Below are 16,691 nucleotides of genomic sequence, written 5' to 3' on the forward strand. Positions count from 1 at the left end.
TTCCCCTTAACCGCGAGCCTTGACAGCTGGACGCACAACCACGTCGCCGCCAGTAGCGCCTGGAACGGCACCCTTGATCAGCAGGAGGTTGCGTTCAGCGTCTACGCGTACTACTTCCAGGGACTGAACAGTCACGCGCTCGGCGCCCATGTGACCGGACATCTTCTTGCCCTTGAATACACGACCAGGAGTCTGGCACTGGCCGATGGAGCCAGGGACACGGTGCGATACGGAGTTACCGTGGGTGTTGTCCTGACCACGGAAGTTCCAACGCTTGATGGTACCGGCGAAGCCTTTACCTTTGGACTGACCGGTTACGTCTACCAGCTGGCCTGCAGTGAAGAGTTCAGCTTTGATCAGATCGCCAGCCTGGAAATCGCCTTCTTCAAGACGGAACTCCCAGACACCGCGACCAGCGGCAACGTTAGCCTTGGCGAAGTGACCTGCCTGAGCGGCAGTCACACGCGAAGCACGACGCTCGCCGACAGTGACTTGCACTGCACGGTAGCCATCGGATTCTTCAGTTTTGAACTGGGTGACGCGATTCGGCTCGATCTCAATGACCGTGACCGGAATGGAGACACCTTCTTCGGTGAAAACGCGGGTCATACCGCATTTGCGACCGACTACACCAATAGTCATGTTGTAAACCTCATGAGTGTACGGGGCTTTCACCCGCTATGGCCGCCCATTTCAGAGCGTTACACGACTAGGACCGAAGTCTTAGCCGAGGCTGATCTGCACTTCCACACCTGCCGCAAGATCAAGCTTCATCAGCGCATCAACGGTTTTATCCGTCGGCTGGACGATGTCCAGAACGCGCTTATGAGTGCGAATCTCGTACTGGTCACGCGCGTCTTTGTTGACGTGCGGGGAGACCAGAACGGTGAAACGCTCTTTGCGAGTAGGCAGTGGAATTGGACCACGCACTTGTGCACCAGTACGTTTCGCGGTTTCCACGATTTCCTGGGTGGATTGGTCGATCAGGCGATGGTCGAAAGCCTTCAACCTGATACGGATTTGCTGATTTTGCATTGGATTTCAGACTCCAGGCTGTTCCCAACGGACGCACTACGCCCGCTAAAAGGAGGCGTGATTCTATAGACGCCCCCATTTAGTGTCAACCCAATAAAAAAAGCCCCCGCTGAGCGGGGGCTTTTTCAACCGGTCGAGTGATTACTCGATGATTTTTGCTACGACGCCGGCGCCGACGGTACGACCGCCTTCACGGATGGCGAAGCGCAGACCGTCTTCCATTGCGATGGTCTTGATCAGAGTGACAGTCATCTGAATGTTGTCACCTGGCATTACCATTTCAACGCCTTCCGGCAGTTCGCAGTTACCGGTCACGTCAGTGGTACGGAAGTAGAACTGAGGACGGTAGCCTTTGAAGAACGGCGTGTGACGGCCGCCTTCTTCTTTCGACAGAACGTAGACTTCTGCGGTGAACTTGGTGTGCGGCTTGACCGAACCTGGCTTGACCAGAACCTGGCCACGCTCAACGTCGTCACGCTTGGTACCACGCAGCAGAACGCCGCAGTTCTCGCCAGCACGACCTTCGTCCAGCAGCTTGCGGAACATCTCAACGCCGGTGCAGGTGGTGGTGGTGGTGTCACGCAGACCAACGATTTCCAGCGGATCCTGAACGCGGACGATACCACGCTCGATACGACCGGTCACAACGGTACCACGGCCCGAGATCGAGAACACGTCTTCGATCGGCATCAGGAACGGCTGGTCGATGGCACGAACTGGCTCAGGAATGTAGCTATCCAGAGTCTCTACCAGCTTCTTGACAGCGGTAGTGCCCATTTCGTTGTCGTCTTTGCCTTCCAGCGCCATACGAGCCGAACCGATGATGATCGGGGTGTCGTCGCCTGGGAAGTCGTAGGTGGACAGCAGGTCGCGAACTTCCATCTCGACCAGTTCCAGCAGCTCAGCGTCGTCTACCAGGTCAGCCTTGTTCAGGAAGACCACGATGTACGGAACGCCAACCTGACGGGACAGCAGGATGTGCTCACGGGTTTGTGGCATCGGACCATCAGCGGCCGAGCACACCAGGATCGCGCCGTCCATCTGGGCAGCACCGGTGATCATGTTCTTCACGTAGTCAGCGTGACCTGGGCAGTCAACGTGAGCGTAGTGACGAATGGTCGAGTTGTACTCAACGTGAGCGGTGTTGATGGTGATACCGCGCGCTTTTTCTTCCGGAGCCGAGTCGATCTTGTCGAACTCAACGATTGCCGAACCGAAAACTTCGGAGCAAACGCGAGTCAGAGCTGCGGTCAGAGTGGTCTTACCGTGGTCAACGTGGCCGATGGTGCCGACGTTAACGTGGGGAAGGGAACGATCAAATTTTTCTTTAGCCACGACAGTGAACCTCTTGCCTAAAGGGGATTAGCCTTGTTTTTTAACGAGTGCTTCGACGATGTTCGACGGAGCTTCGGCGTATTTGGAGAATTCCATGGAGTAGCTTGCGCGACCCTGAGACATGGAACGAACATCGGTTGCGTAACCGAACATCTCTCCCAGCGGCACCTCAGCAGTGATTACCTTGCCGGACACCGAGTCTTCATTACCCTGGATCATCCCGCGACGACGGCTCAGGTCACCCATCACGTCACCCAGGTAGTCTTCCGGGGTTACAACCTCGACCTTCATGATCGGCTCGAGAACCACGCCACCGCCCTTCTGGGCCAGTTGCTTGGTGGCCATCGAAGCAGCGATTTTGAACGCCATTTCGTTGGAGTCGACGTCGTGGTACGAACCGTCGAATACCGTGGCCTTCAAGCCGAGCAGAGGATAACCGGCGACAACGCCGTTCTTCATCTGTTCTTCGATACCCTTCTGGATCGGGGCGATGAATTCCTTAGGAATCACACCACCAACGACTTCGTTGGTGAACACCAGACCTTCGGTGATGTTGCCCTTCTCGTCGACGTCCGGTTCCGAGAAACGGATCCAGCAGTGACCGAACTGACCACGACCACCCGACTGACGAACGAACTTACCTTCGATCTCAACGTTGGACTTGGTGATCTTCTCGCGGTACGAAACCTGCGGCTTGCCGACGTTGCACTCGACGTTGAACTCGCGCTTCATGCGGTCAACGAGGATGTCCAGGTGCAGCTCACCCATACCGGAGATGATGGTCTGACCGGTTTCTTCGTCGGTCTTGACGCGGAACGACGGGTCTTCCTGGGCCAGCTTGCCCAGAGCAATACCCATCTTCTCCTGGTCAGCCTTGGTTTTCGGCTCTACGGAGAGCGAAATGACCGGCTCAGGGAAGTCCATACGCTCGAGGATGATCGGCTTGTCGGCGTTGCACAGGGTGTCGCCGGTAGTGACGTCCTTCATGCCGATCAGAGCAGCGATGTCGCCAGCGCGTACTTCTTTGATCTCTTCACGCTGGTTGGCGTGCATCTGCACCATACGACCAACGCGCTCTTTCTTGCCCTTGACCGAGTTGATGACGGAGTCACCGGAGGTCAGGAAGCCCGAGTAGACGCGAACGAAGGTCAGAGTACCCACGAACGGGTCGGTGGCAATCTTGAACGCCAGAGCCGAGAACGGCTCGTTGTCGTCAGCAGGACGCTCGTCGTACTGTTCTAGCTTGACTTCGTCCTTCGGCACGTCGATCAGATCGGGATGGATACCCTTGATCGCCGGAATCTCGGTCGGAGCAGGCAGGAAGTCGATGACAGCGTCGAGAACCAGAGGAACACCCTTGTTCTTGAACGAAGAACCGCAGACAGCCGGAACGATCTCGCTGGCCAGGGTGCGCGCACGCAGGCCTGCCTTGATCTCTTCGGCGGTCAGCTCACCTTCTTCAAGGTACTTGTTCATCAGCTCTTCGTTGGCTTCAGCGGCGGCTTCAACCATGTTGCTGCGCCACTCTTCAGCCAACTCCAGCATATCGGCAGGAATTTCTTCCTCACGATAGGAGGTGCCTTTGTCGTCATCGTTCCAGTAGATGGCCTTCATCTTGATCAGGTCAACCTGACCCTGGAAGTCATCTTCTGCACCGATAGCCAGCTGAACCGGAACCGGAGTATGACCCAGACGGTTCTTGATCTGACCGACAACGCGCAGGAAGTTGGCACCCGCGCGGTCCATCTTGTTCACGTAGACAACACGTGGAACACCGTACTTGTTGGCCTGGCGCCATACGGTTTCGGACTGCGGCTCAACGCCGGAAGTACCGCAGAATACGACGACCGCGCCGTCGAGTACGCGCAGCGAACGCTCAACTTCAATGGTGAAGTCAACGTGGCCGGGGGTATCGATGACGTTTACGCGGTAGTTGTCGTACTGACCACGGGAACCTTTCCAGAAGGTAGTAACGGCAGCGGAGGTAATGGTGATACCCCGCTCCTGCTCCTGCACCATCCAGTCGGTGGTCGCGGCGCCGTCGTGCACCTCGCCCATTTTGTGGCTCAGACCTGTGTAGAACAGGATCCGCTCGGTAGTGGTAGTCTTACCCGCATCAACGTGCGCGCAGATACCGATGTTACGGTAGCGGTTAATTGCTGTAGTACGAGCCATAAAGCCCTCGCAAAATGATTGATGCTTGAATTAGAAGCGGTAGTGCGAGAACGCTTTGTTGGCCTCGGCCATACGGTGCACGTCTTCACGCTTCTTGACTGCAGCACCCTTGCCTTCAGCAGCATCCAGCAGCTCGCCAGCCAGGCGCAGAGCCATCGACTTCTCGCCGCGCTTGCGGGCGTAGTCTACGAGCCAGCGCATTGCCAGAGCGTTACGACGGGATGGACGAACTTCAACCGGAACCTGGTAAGTGGCACCGCCGACACGGCGGGACTTGACTTCGACCAGCGGAGCGATGGCGTCGAGAGCTTTCTCGAAGATTTCCAGGGGGTCGCTGTTCTTGCGTGCTTTGACGGTATCCAGAGCACCGTAAACGATGCGCTCGGCTACGGCCTTCTTGCCGCTTTCCATCACGTGGTTCATGAACTTGGCGAGGATCTGCGATCCGTATTTAGGATCGTCCAGGATCTCACGTTTTGCTGCTACACGACGTCTTGGCATGATAAGCCCTCAAACGGTCTTCAGGTTAGCCCGGGACTTGGATCTTCGACCCCTGCCCGACCTTACTCTTATCGACTCAAATAAATGGATGTCTGCAAACGGCCGATTACTTCGGACGCTTGGTACCGTACTTCGAACGACCCTGGTTACGGCCTTTGACGCCCGAAGTATCCAGAGAGCCGCGAACGGTGTGGTAACGAACACCTGGCAAGTCTTTTACACGGCCGCCACGGATCAGGACGACGCTGTGCTCTTGCAGGTTGTGGCCTTCACCACCGATGTACGAGGAAACCTCGAAACCGTTGGTCAGACGCACACGGCATACTTTACGCAGTGCCGAGTTAGGTTTTTTCGGCGTGGTGGTGTACACACGGGTGCACACGCCACGACGTTGCGGGCAGTTCTGCAGCGCAGGTACGTCGGATTTCTCGACGGTACGCTTGCGCGGCTGACGTACCAGCTGGTTGATAGTTGCCATCTACTAGCTCCACTGAATGTCTTGCGACGCTATTGTCTTGCAAGAAAGCCAAAAATTGGCGAGACGGAGCCTCACCAAATTTAAGGGTACAAAAGTCTAAAGAGGATCTTGCACCCAGTCAAGACAAGGCCCCGACCCTTCCTGCCCGGTCATCGGCAACAATTCATGTCGCCGCGGCGGGGAGGAAGGGGCCGGGGCCCCGCCTCTACCTTAGTTACCGCTGGAATTCAGCGCTTCGGTCAGTGCGGCTTCCACCTCACTGGCGCTCACACGCAGCGGCTTGTCGGCATCACGGCGACGCTTGCGCTCGCTGTGGTAAGCCAGACCGGTACCCGCCGGGATCAGACGACCGACGACCACGTTCTCTTTCAGACCGCGCAGATAGTCGCGCTTGCCGGTTACCGCCGCCTCGGTCAGTACACGGGTGGTTTCCTGGAAGGAAGCCGCCGAGATGAACGATTCGGTGGACAGCGAGGCCTTGGTGATACCCAGCAGCACACGCGAGAACTTCGAGATGAACTTGTCTTCACTGGCCAGGCGCTCGTTCTCCACCAGCACCTGAGTCAGTTCCATCTGGTCACCCTTGATGAAGCTGGAGTCGCCCGACTCGCTGATCTCGACCTTGCGCAGCATCTGACGCAGGATGGTCTCGATGTGCTTGTCGTTGATCTTCACGCCCTGCAGACGGTACACGTCCTGGATCTCGTTGACGATGTACTTCGCCAGCGCGCTCACACCCAGCAGACGCAGAATGTCATGCGGATCGCTCGGACCGTCCGAGATCACCTCACCACGGTTGACCTGCTCGCCCTCGAAGACGTTCAGGTGGCGCCACTTCGGAATAAGCTCTTCGTACGGATCGCTGCCATCTGTCGGGGTAATGACCAGACGGCGCTTGCCCTTGGTCTCTTTACCGAACGCGATGGTACCGCTGACTTCCGCCAGGATCGACGCTTCCTTCGGACGACGCGCTTCGAACAAGTCGGCAACGCGCGGCAGACCACCGGTGATGTCACGGGTCTTGGACGTTTCTTGCGGAATACGCGCGATAACGTCACCGACACCGATCTGAGCACCGTCAGCCACCCCGACGAGGGCGTTGGCTGGCAGGAAGTACTGAGCCGGCACGTCGGTACCTGGCAGGTACAGATCCTTGCCGTTGGCATCGACCATCTTGATCGCTGGACGGATTTCCTTGCCAGCAGCCGGGCGATCCTTCACGTCCATCACTTCAATGTTGGTCAGACCGGTCAGTTCGTCGGTCTGGCGCTTGATGGTGATGTTCTCTTCCATGCCCACGAAGGTCACGGTACCTTTCAGTTCGGTGACGATCGGGTGGGTGTGCGGGTCCCACTTGGCGACGATGGCGCCAGCTTCGACCTTGTCGCCTTCCTTCACCGAAATCACGGCACCGTACGGCAGTTTGTAGCGCTCACGCTCACGACCGAACTCGTCGGCAATGGCCAATTCACCGGAACGCGATACCGCGACCAGATTGCCATCAGCACGCTCGACCTGTTTCAGGTTGTGCAGACGCACCATGCCGCCATTCTTCACCTGAACGCTGTCGGCAGCCGAAGTACGGCTTGCAGCACCACCGATGTGGAAGGTACGCATGGTGAGCTGGGTACCCGGCTCACCGATCGACTGCGCGGCGATGACGCCGACAGCTTCACCGATATTCACCTGGTGACCACGGGCCAGATCGCGACCGTAGCACTTGGCGCAGATGCCGAAGCGGGTTTCGCAGCTGATCGGCGAACGCACGATCACTTCGTCGATGCTGTTCAGCTCGATGAATTCGACCCACTTTTCGTCGACCAGGGTGCCGGCCGGAACGATGACGTCTTCGGTACCCGGCTTGAACACGTCACGGGCAATGACACGACCCAGTACGCGCTCGCCCAACGGCTCTACGACGTCGCCGCCTTCGATGTGCGGAGTCATCAGCAGACCGTGGTCGGTACCGCAGTCGATCTCGGTCACCACCAGATCCTGGGCGACGTCCACCAGACGACGCGTCAGATAACCGGAGTTCGCAGTCTTCAGTGCGGTATCCGCCAGACCCTTACGAGCACCGTGGGTCGAGATGAAGTACTGCAGTACGCTCAGACCTTCACGGAAGTTCGCAGTGATAGGCGTCTCGATGATCGAGCCATCCGGCTTGGCCATCAGACCACGCATACCGGCCAACTGACGGATCTGTGCAGCGGAACCCCGCGCACCGGAGTCAGCCATCATATACATCGAGTTGAAGGATTCCTGATCGACTTCGTTACCTTCGCGGTCGATGACTTTCTCTTTCGAGAGGTTGGCCATCATCGCCTTGGACACTTCGTCGTTCGCCTTCGACCACAAGTCGATGACCTTGTTGTACTTCTCGCCCTGGGTGACCAGGCCGGAGGCGTACTGACTCTCGATTTCTTTAACTTCATCAGTGGCCGAGCCAATGATGCGGGCTTTTTCGTCAGGGATAACGAAGTCGTTAACACCGATCGAAACGCCGGAAATGGTCGAGTAGGCAAAGCCGGTATACATCAACTGGTCGGCAAAGATGACGGTTTCCTTCAAACCAACCACGCGATAGCACTGGTTGATCAGCTTGGAAATAGCCTTTTTCTTCATCGGCTGGTTGACCACGTCGTACGGCAGACCTGCCGGAACGACTTGGAACAACAGGGCACGGCCGACGGTGGTGTCGACGATGCGAGTGTTCTTGACCACAGAACCGTCACGCTCTTTCACGGTTTCGTTGATACGAACCTTGATTTTCGCGTGCAGAGCGGCTTCGCCGGCGCGGAATACGCGGTCGACTTCCTGCAGGTCGGCGAATACACGACCTTCACCCTTGGCATTGATGGCCTCACGGGTCATGTAGTACAGACCCAGTACAACGTCCTGCGACGGAACGATGATTGGCTCACCGTTAGCTGGCGACAGAATGTTGTTGGTCGACATCATCAGCGCACGCGCTTCGAGCTGGGCTTCCAGCGTCAGCGGTACGTGAACGGCCATCTGGTCACCGTCGAAGTCGGCGTTGTACGCAGCACAAACCAGCGGGTGCAGCTGGATAGCCTTGCCTTCGATCAGAACCGGCTCGAACGCCTGGATACCCAGACGGTGCAGGGTCGGTGCACGGTTGAGCAGCACGGGGTGTTCGCGGATCACCTCGGCGAGCACGTCCCACACCTCAGGCAGCTCGCGCTCGACCATCTTCTTGGCAGCCTTGATGGTGGTCGCCAGACCACGCATTTCCAGCTTGCCGAAAATGAACGGCTTGAACAGCTCGAGGGCCATCTTCTTCGGCAGACCGCACTGGTGCAGACGCAGGGTCGGGCCTACGGTAATAACCGAACGGCCGGAGTAGTCCACACGCTTGCCGAGCAAGTTCTGACGGAAGCGACCCTGCTTACCTTTGATCATGTCGGCCAGGGACTTCAGCGGACGCTTGTTCGAGCCAGTGATGGCGCGACCGCGACGGCCGTTGTCCAGCAGGGCGTCGACCGCCTCCTGCAGCATGCGCTTTTCGTTGCGCACGATGATGTCCGGCGCCGACAGATCGAGCAGGCGCTTCAGACGGTTGTTACGGTTGATCACCCGACGATACAGGTCGTTCAGGTCGGAGGTCGCGAAGCGGCCACCATCCAGCGGCACCAGCGGACGCAGGTCCGGCGGCAGTACTGGCAGGACGGTCAGAACCATCCACTCAGGCAGGTTGCCCGAGCCCTGGAAAGCTTCCATCAGCTTCAGGCGCTTGGACAGCTTCTTGATCTTGGTTTCCGAGTTGGTCTGCGGAATTTCTTCACGCAGGCGGCCAATCTCGTGCTCCAGGTCGATCGCGTGCAGCAGCTCGCGGACAGCCTCGGCACCCATGCGGGCGTCGAAGTCGTCACCGAACTCTTCCAGCGCTTCGAAGTACTGCTCGTCGTTCAGCAGTTGACCCTTTTCGAGGGTGGTCATGCCCGGATCGATGACGACGTAGCTCTCGAAATAGAGCACGCGCTCGATGTCACGCAGGGTCATGTCCATCAGCAGGCCGATACGGGACGGCAGCGACTTCAGGAACCAGATGTGGGCGACCGGCGAGGCCAGTTCGATGTGCGCCATGCGCTCACGACGAACTTTGGCCAGGGCAACTTCAACGCCGCACTTCTCGCAGATCACGCCGCGGTGCTTGAGGCGCTTGTACTTGCCGCACAGGCACTCGTAGTCCTTGACTGGGCCAAAGATCTTGGCGCAGAACAGACCGTCACGCTCAGGCTTGAACGTACGGTAGTTGATGGTCTCCGGTTTCTTGACTTCACCGAACGACCACGAACGGATCATTTCAGGCGACGCCAGACCGATGCGGATGGCGTCGAACTCTTCGACTTGACCCTGGTTTTTCAGCAGATTCAGTAGGTCTTTCAAGGCCTTTCCTCCTGGCGGAGCAGGAAGCGGGCTGTGCCAGCCCCACTCCCCTTCGCGTCACGTGTTATTCGGTTTCCAGATCGATATCGATACCGAGCGAACGGATCTCTTTGATCAACACGTTGAAGGACTCGGGCATGCCCGGCTCCATACGGTGATCGCCATCCACGATGTTCTTGTACATCTTGGTACGGCCGTTCACGTCGTCCGACTTCACTGTGAGCATTTCTTGCAGGGTGTATGCCGCGCCGTATGCTTCCAGCGCCCACACTTCCATCTCCCCGAAACGCTGACCACCGAACTGCGCCTTACCACCCAGCGGCTGCTGGGTAACCAGGCTGTAAGAACCAGTGGAACGCGCGTGCATCTTGTCGTCCACCAAGTGGTTCAGCTTGAGCATGTACATGTAACCAACGGTCACTGGACGCTCGAACTTGTTGCCGGTACGACCATCGAACAGCACCATCTGGCCGCTCTCTGGCAGATCGGCCAGCTTCAGCATGGCCTTGATCTCGCGCTCCTTGGCACCGTCGAAGACTGGAGTGGCCATTGGCACGCCTTTCTTCAGGTTGTTGGCCAGGGCGAAGATCTCTTGATCGGAGAACTCGTCGAGGTTTTCCTGACGACCACCGATCTCGTTGTAGATCTCGGTCAGGAAGCTACGCAGTTCGGCAGCCTTGCGTTGCTCTTCGATCATGCGGTCGATCTTCTCGCCCAGCCCTTTGGCCGCGAGGCCCAGGTGGGTTTCGAGAATCTGACCGACGTTCATACGCGAAGGTACGCCCAGCGGGTTCAGTACGACATCGACCGGTGTACCGTTGGCGTCATGCGGCATGTCTTCGACCGGCATGATCACCGAGACGACACCCTTGTTACCGTGACGACCGGCCATCTTGTCACCCGGCTGGATGCGACGGCGGATAGCCAGGTAGACCTTGACGATCTTCAGTACGCCTGGAGCCAGGTCATCGCCCTGCTGCAGCTTGCGCTTCTTGTCTTCGAACTTGTCGTCGAGCAGACGACGGCGATCGACGATGTACTGCTGAGCCTTTTCCAACTGCTCGTTCAGTGCATCTTCGGCCATGCGCAGCTTGAACCACTGACCGTGCTCCAGACCGCCCAGCACTTCGTCGGAGATCACGGTGCCTTTCTTCAGGCCCGCGCCGCCGTCGACCACTTGGCCGTTCAGCGCAGAGCGCAGACGCTCAAAGGTCGCGCCCTCAACGATACGGAACTCTTCGTTGAGGTCCTTGCGGATCTCGTCCAGCTGCATCTTCTCGATGGCCAGGGCTCGGCTGTCGCGCTCGACGCCATCACGGGTGAAGACCTGAACGTCGATGACGGTGCCCTTGGTGCCAGTTGGCACACGCAGGGAGGTATCTTTGACGTCGCTGGCCTTCTCACCGAAGATCGCCCGCAGCAGTTTCTCTTCGGGCGTCAATTGGGTCTCGCCTTTCGGAGTGACCTTGCCGACCAGAATGTCGCCAGCGCCGACCTCGGCACCTACGTAGACGATACCGGCTTCGTCCAGCTTGTTCAGCGCAGCTTCACCCACGTTCGGGATGTCCGCGGTGATTTCCTCTGGGCCAAGCTTGGTGTCACGCGCCACACAGGTCAGTTCCTGGATGTGGATCGTGGTGAAACGGTCTTCCTGAACCACACGTTCGGAGAGGCAGATGGAGTCTTCGAAGTTGAAGCCGTTCCACGCCATGAACGCGATGCGCATGTTCTGGCCCAAAGCCAGCTCACCCATATCGGTGGACGGACCATCGGCCATGATGTCACCGCGCGCGACCACGTCACCTTTGCTGACCAGCGGACGCTGGTTGATGCAGGTGTTCTGGTTCGAGCGGGTGTACTTGGTCAGGTTGTAGATATCCACACCGGCTTCGCCGGTCTCGACTTCATCATCCGCGACGCGAACCACGATCCGGCTGGCATCGACCGAGTCGATTACACCGCCACGACGAGCGACTACACAAACACCGGAGTCACGGGCAACGTTGCGCTCCATGCCGGTACCTACCAGCGGCTTGTCGGCACGCAGGGTGGGTACAGCCTGGCGCTGCATGTTCGAGCCCATCAATGCACGGTTGGCGTCGTCGTGCTCGAGGAACGGAATCAGCGAGGCTGCAACGGAAACGACCTGCTTCGGCGAAACGTCCATCAGGGTGACGTCTTCCGGCGCCTTGACGGTGAACTCGTTCAGGTGACGAACAGCAACCAGCTCATCGATGAGCTGCTTCTTGTCGTTCATCGCAGCCGAAGCCTGGGCGATCACATGATCGGCCTCTTCGATTGCCGACAGGAACACGATGTCGTCGCTGACCACACCTTCTTTCACCACGCGGTACGGGCTTTCCAGGAAGCCGTACTGGTTGGTGCGAGCATAGGCCGCCAGGGAGTTGATCAGACCGATGTTCGGACCTTCCGGCGTTTCGATCGGGCACACGCGGCCATAATGGGTCGGGTGTACGTCACGCACTTCGAAGCCAGCACGCTCACGGGTCAGACCACCTGGGCCGAGCGCGGAAACGCGGCGCTTGTGAGTGATCTCGGAGAGCGGGTTGTTCTGGTCCATGAACTGGGAAAGCTGGCTGGAGCCGAAGAACTCCTTCACCGCCGCCGCAACCGGCTTGGCGTTGATCAGGTCCTGCGGCATCAGGCCTTCGCTTTCAGCCATCGACAGACGTTCCTTGACCGCACGCTCTACGCGCACCAGGCCAACACGGAACTGGTTCTCGGCCATCTCGCCAACGCAACGTACGCGGCGGTTGCCCAGGTGGTCGATGTCGTCGACGATGCCCTTGCCGTTACGGATGTCGACCAGCGTCTTCAGCACGTCAACGATGTCTTCCTTGCTCAGCACGCCCGAACCTTCGATCTCGGTCCGACCGATACGACGGTTGAACTTCATGCGGCCTACGGCCGACAGGTCGTAACGCTCAGCGCTGAAGAACAGGTTGTTGAACAGAGTTTCGGCAGCGTCCTTGGTCGGCGGCTCGCCTGGACGCATCATGCGATAGATTTCGACCAGTGCTTCCAGCTGGTTGCTGGTGGTGTCGATCTTCAGCGTATCGGCAATGAACGGACCGCAGTCGATGTCGTTGGTGTACAGCGTCTCGATGCGTACTACCTGAGCTTTGGCGATCTTGACCAGCAGATCGGTAGTCAGCTCAGTATTGCACTCAGCCAGGATCTCACCCGTTGCCGGATGCACGATGGCCTTGGCAGTGGTGCGACCAATGACATATTCCAGCGGGACTTCCAGCTGTTTGACGCCGGACTTCTCGATCTGGTTGATGTGACGCGCGGTGATCCGGCGCCCCTGCTCGACGATGACCTTGCCGGTTTCGTCGGTGATATCCATCACCGCGACTTCACCACGCAAGCGTTGGGCAACCAGCTCCAGGCTCAACTTCTCGCCGGAAACGTGGAATACGTTGGTGGTGTAGAAGGTGTCCAGGATCTCTTCGGTGCTGTAGCCCAGCGCACGCAGCAGGACGGACGCCGGCAGCTTGCGACGACGGTCGATACGCACGAACACGCAGTCCTTCGGGTCGAACTCGAAGTCCAACCACGAGCCGCGGTAAGGAATGATGCGAGCGGAGTACAGCAGCTTGCCGGAGCTGTGAGTCTTGCCACGGTCGTGGTCGAAGAACACACCTGGCGAACGGTGCAGCTGGGAAACGATCACACGCTCGGTACCGTTGATAACGAAGGTACCGTTCTCAGTCATCAGGGGGATTTCACCCATGTAGACTTCTTGCTCTTTGATGTCCTTGATCGCTTTGTTCGACGACTCTTTGTCGAAGATGATCAGGCGCACCTTGACCCGCAGTGGGACCGCGAAGGTCACGCCACGCAGGACACATTCCTTCACATCGAAGGCAGGCTCGCCCAGGCGATAGCCTACGTACTCCAGGGCAGCATTGCCGGAGTAGCTGATGATCGGGAATACCGATTTGAAGGCCGCATGCAGACCGACGTCGCGGAACTGATCCTTGGATGCTCCCGCCTGCAGGAATTCGCGATACGAATCCAGCTGGATGGCCAGGAGGTACGGCACATCCATGACGTCCGGCAACTTGCTAAAGTCCTTGCGGATACGTTTTTTCTCAGTGTATGAGTAAGCCATCAGCGTTCCCCAGCTTGGTCACCTGCTTGTTTGGCTTCTCCCGGCGGGAGCAGCCAGAAAATCGTGCAAACCCCTTGGTTTGCGCCACCCACATGGGTGTCTTGCAGCTCGTTATCGGGGCCGACAGGATCGGCCACCAATAACGGAAAAAGGCCGGTGGCACAGGCCACCAGCCATCAGCCCTACGCTTGACGCTCAGGCTGCAGTCGCAAAGTCGAAATTACTTCAGCTCGACTTTAGCGCCAGCTTCTTCCAGCTTCTTCTTAGCGTCTTCAGCGGCTTCTTTCGAAACGCCTTCAGCTACGACCTGAGGAGCGCCATCGACTTTCTCTTTGGCTTCTTTCAGGCCCAGACCGGTCAGTTCGCGAACGGCTTTAATGACGTTCACTTTCTTGTCGCCAGCTTCGAGCAGGACAACGTTGAACTCGGTCTGCTCTTCGGCAGCAGGAGCGGCAGCAGCTGGGCCAGCGGCAACAGCGGCAGCAGCGGTAACGCCGAAGGTTTCTTCCATCGCTTTGATCAGTTCAACAATTTCCAGAACGGTTTTCTGGCCGATCGCTTCGATGATTTGCTCGTTAGTCAGAGACATGACTATGAATTCCTGTATTGGGGTGACAGCCTACGCGGCCATCAAATTAAACGTTTGATTTCGAGAGAAACTACGCTGCCTTAGGCAGCCGCTGCTTCTTTCTGGTCGCGCAGAGCAGCCAGGGTACGTGCCAGCTTGCTGGTTGCACCTTGGATCACGCTCATCAGCTGTGCGATAGCCTCGTCGCGAGTTGGCAGAGTTGCCAGCACGTCGATCTGGTTAGCGGCAAGGAACTTGCCGTCGAACGCAGCTGCCTTGATCTCGAACTTGTCCTGACCCTTGGCGAATTCCTTGAACAGACGGGCAGCGGCGCCCGGGTGCTCATTGGAGAACGCGATCAGGGTCGGGCCGGTGAAAGCGTCGTTGAGAACACTGAATTCAGTGTCAGCAACAGCACGCTTGAGCAGGGTGTTACGTACGACACGTACATAAACACCAGCTTCACGAGCCTCTTTACGGAGTCCGGTCATTGCGCCTACAGTCACACCACGGGCATCAGCCACGACAGCGGACAGAGCGACTTTGGCAGCCTCGTTGACTTCAGCGACGATGGCCTTCTTGTCTTCGAGTTTAATTGCCACGGGTTTACTCCTGGTTTCTACCGTTTCATCTGGCCGAGGCCGGATGTCGTTTTGGTGTCTGATTCGCGAGCGAATCGGGAGCACCATCTGCGTAGGCTTGGGTTTTAAGACTTGCGTCGCCTACGGTCTTGGATAGCCCCCGCCAGGCAGGGACCCCAATCTTGTTGCCGTCGGCGCGCTCTAGAGAACGCACCGACGCTGCATTACACGTCCAGCGAGCTCTGATCGATGACCAGACCCGGGCCCATAGTGGTGCTCAGGGTAACGCGCTTGACATAGATACCTTTCGAAGAAGCCGGCTTGATGCGCTTCAGGTCAGCGATCAGGGCCTCAACGTTTTCCTTCAGCTTGCCAGCTTCGAAGCCGACCTTGCCAACGGAGGTGTGGATGATACCGTTCTTGTCGGTACGGTAGCGAACCTGACCAGCCTTGGCGTTTTTCACGGCAGTGGCTACGTCTGGGGTAACAGTACCGACTTTCGGGTTAGGCATCAGGCCGCGAGGACCGAGAACCTGACCCAACTGACCAACGACACGCATGGCATCAGGGGATGCGATGACTACGTCGTAGTTCAGATCGCCGCCTTTCATTTCAGCAGCCAAGTCGTCCATGCCAACGCGGTCTGCACCGGCAGCCAGAGCGGCTTCAGCAGCAGGACCTTGGGTGAAGACGGCGACACGTACGGTCTTGCCAGTGCCGTGTGGCAGCACGGTAGCGCTACGAACGACCTGGTCGGATTTACGCGGGTCAACACCCAGGTTTACGGCGATGTCGTAGGACTCTACGAACTTGGCAGCAGGCAGCGATGCCAGCAGCGTTGCAGCTTCTTCGAAGTTGTAGGCTTTGCCTGCTTCGATTTTTTCGGCGATAGCCTTTTGGCGCTTGGTCAGCTTAGCCATTACACACCCTCCACGTTCAGGCCCATGCTGCGGGCAGAGCCAGCGATGGTGCGTACAGCTGCATCCAGGTCAGCGGAAGTCAGATCGGCCTGCTTGGTCTTGGCGATCTCTTCCAGCTGAGCACGGGTGACGGTACCGACTTTGACGGTGTTCGGACGGGCCGAACCGCTGGTCAGGCCAGCAGCTTTCTTCAGCAGAACCGAGGCAGGCGTGCTCTTGGTCTCGAAGGTGAAGCTACGGTCACTGTAGACGGTGATGATCACTGGAGTCGGCAGACCAGCTTCTTGACCCTGAGTACGGGCGTTGAAAGCTTTGCAGAACTCCATGATGTTCACACCGTGTTGACCCAGTGCTGGACCAACGGGTGGGCTTGGGTTGGCCTGGCCGGCCTTTACTTGCAGCTTGATGTAAGCCTGAATCTTCTTAGCCATGAGCTACTCCAAAATCGGGTTCGAACGCCTGGTGGCTCCCCGGATAACTTGCGTTTTATCCCAGTGACGACAAAACCCCGCAGCACGTAGAGCTGCGGGGTAAGGGATGCGCCGCCCAG

General features: G+C 58.0%; 12 protein-coding genes. All 12 read right to left on the reverse strand.

The annotated features are described in order from the left end of the window. Window positions 1-6: 6 nt before the first annotated feature. The 12 genes from rplC to rplK all read right to left on the reverse strand — a co-directional run bounded on the left by rplC (window position 7) and on the right by rplK (window position 16,572). Window positions 7-642 (reverse strand): 50S ribosomal protein L3, encoded by a 636-nt coding sequence (rplC, locus tag NJ69_RS16305; protein WP_039581041.1) that lies wholly within the window; start codon window positions 640-642, stop codon window positions 7-9. An 81-nt stretch (window positions 643-723) separates the two neighbouring features. Then, a complete protein-coding gene (rpsJ, locus tag NJ69_RS16310) occupies window positions 724-1,035 on the reverse strand; it encodes a 30S ribosomal protein S10 (protein WP_003186070.1) in 312 nt (103 codons plus the stop codon). A gap of 141 nt (window positions 1,036-1,176) precedes the next feature. Continuing rightward, window positions 1,177-2,370 carry an elongation factor Tu gene (gene tuf / locus NJ69_RS16315; RefSeq protein WP_003255489.1) on the reverse strand — a complete coding sequence of 398 codons (1,194 nt, stop codon included), beginning with the start codon at window positions 2,368-2,370 and terminating at the stop codon, window positions 1,177-1,179. Between the two features lie 27 nt (window positions 2,371-2,397). Continuing rightward, window positions 2,398-4,545 (reverse strand): elongation factor G, encoded by a 2,148-nt coding sequence (gene fusA / locus NJ69_RS16320; protein WP_039581064.1) that lies wholly within the window; start codon window positions 4,543-4,545, stop codon window positions 2,398-2,400. Window positions 4,546-4,575: 30 nt separating this feature from the next. Then, window positions 4,576-5,046 (reverse strand): 30S ribosomal protein S7, encoded by a 471-nt coding sequence (gene rpsG, locus NJ69_RS16325; RefSeq protein WP_003246741.1) that lies wholly within the window; start codon window positions 5,044-5,046, stop codon window positions 4,576-4,578. 106 nt (window positions 5,047-5,152) lie between these two features. Continuing rightward, window positions 5,153-5,524 (reverse strand): 30S ribosomal protein S12, encoded by a 372-nt coding sequence (gene rpsL / locus NJ69_RS16330; RefSeq protein ID WP_003257088.1) that lies wholly within the window; start codon window positions 5,522-5,524, stop codon window positions 5,153-5,155. A gap of 210 nt (window positions 5,525-5,734) precedes the next feature. Beyond that, window positions 5,735-9,934, reverse strand: coding sequence for a DNA-directed RNA polymerase subunit beta' (gene rpoC / locus NJ69_RS16335; protein WP_029614354.1), 4,200 nt, complete (start codon window positions 9,932-9,934; stop codon window positions 5,735-5,737). Between the two features lie 64 nt (window positions 9,935-9,998). Then, window positions 9,999-14,072 (reverse strand): DNA-directed RNA polymerase subunit beta, encoded by a 4,074-nt coding sequence (gene rpoB, locus NJ69_RS16340; RefSeq protein ID WP_039581072.1) that lies wholly within the window; start codon window positions 14,070-14,072, stop codon window positions 9,999-10,001. A gap of 220 nt (window positions 14,073-14,292) precedes the next feature. Next, window positions 14,293-14,661 (reverse strand): 50S ribosomal protein L7/L12, encoded by a 369-nt coding sequence (gene rplL / locus NJ69_RS16345; RefSeq protein ID WP_029614619.1) that lies wholly within the window; start codon window positions 14,659-14,661, stop codon window positions 14,293-14,295. A gap of 80 nt (window positions 14,662-14,741) precedes the next feature. Then, window positions 14,742-15,242 carry a 50S ribosomal protein L10 gene (gene rplJ / locus NJ69_RS16350; RefSeq protein WP_029614620.1) on the reverse strand — a complete coding sequence of 167 codons (501 nt, stop codon included), beginning with the start codon at window positions 15,240-15,242 and terminating at the stop codon, window positions 14,742-14,744. Between the two features lie 203 nt (window positions 15,243-15,445). Further along, the gene (gene rplA / locus NJ69_RS16355) at window positions 15,446-16,141 is read right to left on the reverse strand and encodes a 50S ribosomal protein L1 (RefSeq protein WP_029614621.1); all 696 of its coding nucleotides are present in this window, start codon (window positions 16,139-16,141) and stop codon (window positions 15,446-15,448) included. Further along, a complete protein-coding gene (gene rplK / locus NJ69_RS16360) occupies window positions 16,141-16,572 on the reverse strand; it encodes a 50S ribosomal protein L11 (RefSeq protein WP_028633698.1) in 432 nt (143 codons plus the stop codon). Before rplK ends, rplA begins: the two co-directional genes overlap by 1 nt. Window positions 16,573-16,691: the final 119 nt, after the last annotated feature.

It is taken from the genome of Pseudomonas parafulva, assembly GCF_000800255.1.
GTDB classification, from domain to species: Bacteria; Pseudomonadota; Gammaproteobacteria; order Pseudomonadales; family Pseudomonadaceae; genus Aquipseudomonas; species Aquipseudomonas boreofloridensis.

Bases quoted from the DNA above. Each gene is read 5' to 3' on its own strand.
- rpsJ (WP_003186070.1), bottom strand. From the start codon at position 1,035: ATGCAAAATCAGCAAATCCGTATCAGGTTGAAGGCTTTCGACCATCGC.
- rplC (WP_039581041.1), bottom strand. From the start codon at position 642: ATGACTATTGGTGTAGTCGGTCGCAAATGCGGTATGACCCGCGTTTTC.
- rplA (WP_029614621.1), bottom strand. From the start codon at position 16,141: ATGGCTAAGCTGACCAAGCGCCAAAAGGCTATCGCCGAAAAAATCGAA.
- rplK (WP_028633698.1), bottom strand. From the start codon at position 16,572: ATGGCTAAGAAGATTCAGGCTTACATCAAGCTGCAAGTAAAGGCCGGC.
- fusA (WP_039581064.1), bottom strand. From the start codon at position 4,545: ATGGCTCGTACTACAGCAATTAACCGCTACCGTAACATCGGTATCTGC.
- rpoB (WP_039581072.1), bottom strand. From the start codon at position 14,072: ATGGCTTACTCATACACTGAGAAAAAACGTATCCGCAAGGACTTTAGC.
- rpsG (WP_003246741.1), bottom strand. From the start codon at position 5,046: ATGCCAAGACGTCGTGTAGCAGCAAAACGTGAGATCCTGGACGATCCT.
- rpsL (WP_003257088.1), bottom strand. From the start codon at position 5,524: ATGGCAACTATCAACCAGCTGGTACGTCAGCCGCGCAAGCGTACCGTC.
- rplL (WP_029614619.1), bottom strand. From the start codon at position 14,661: ATGTCTCTGACTAACGAGCAAATCATCGAAGCGATCGGCCAGAAAACC.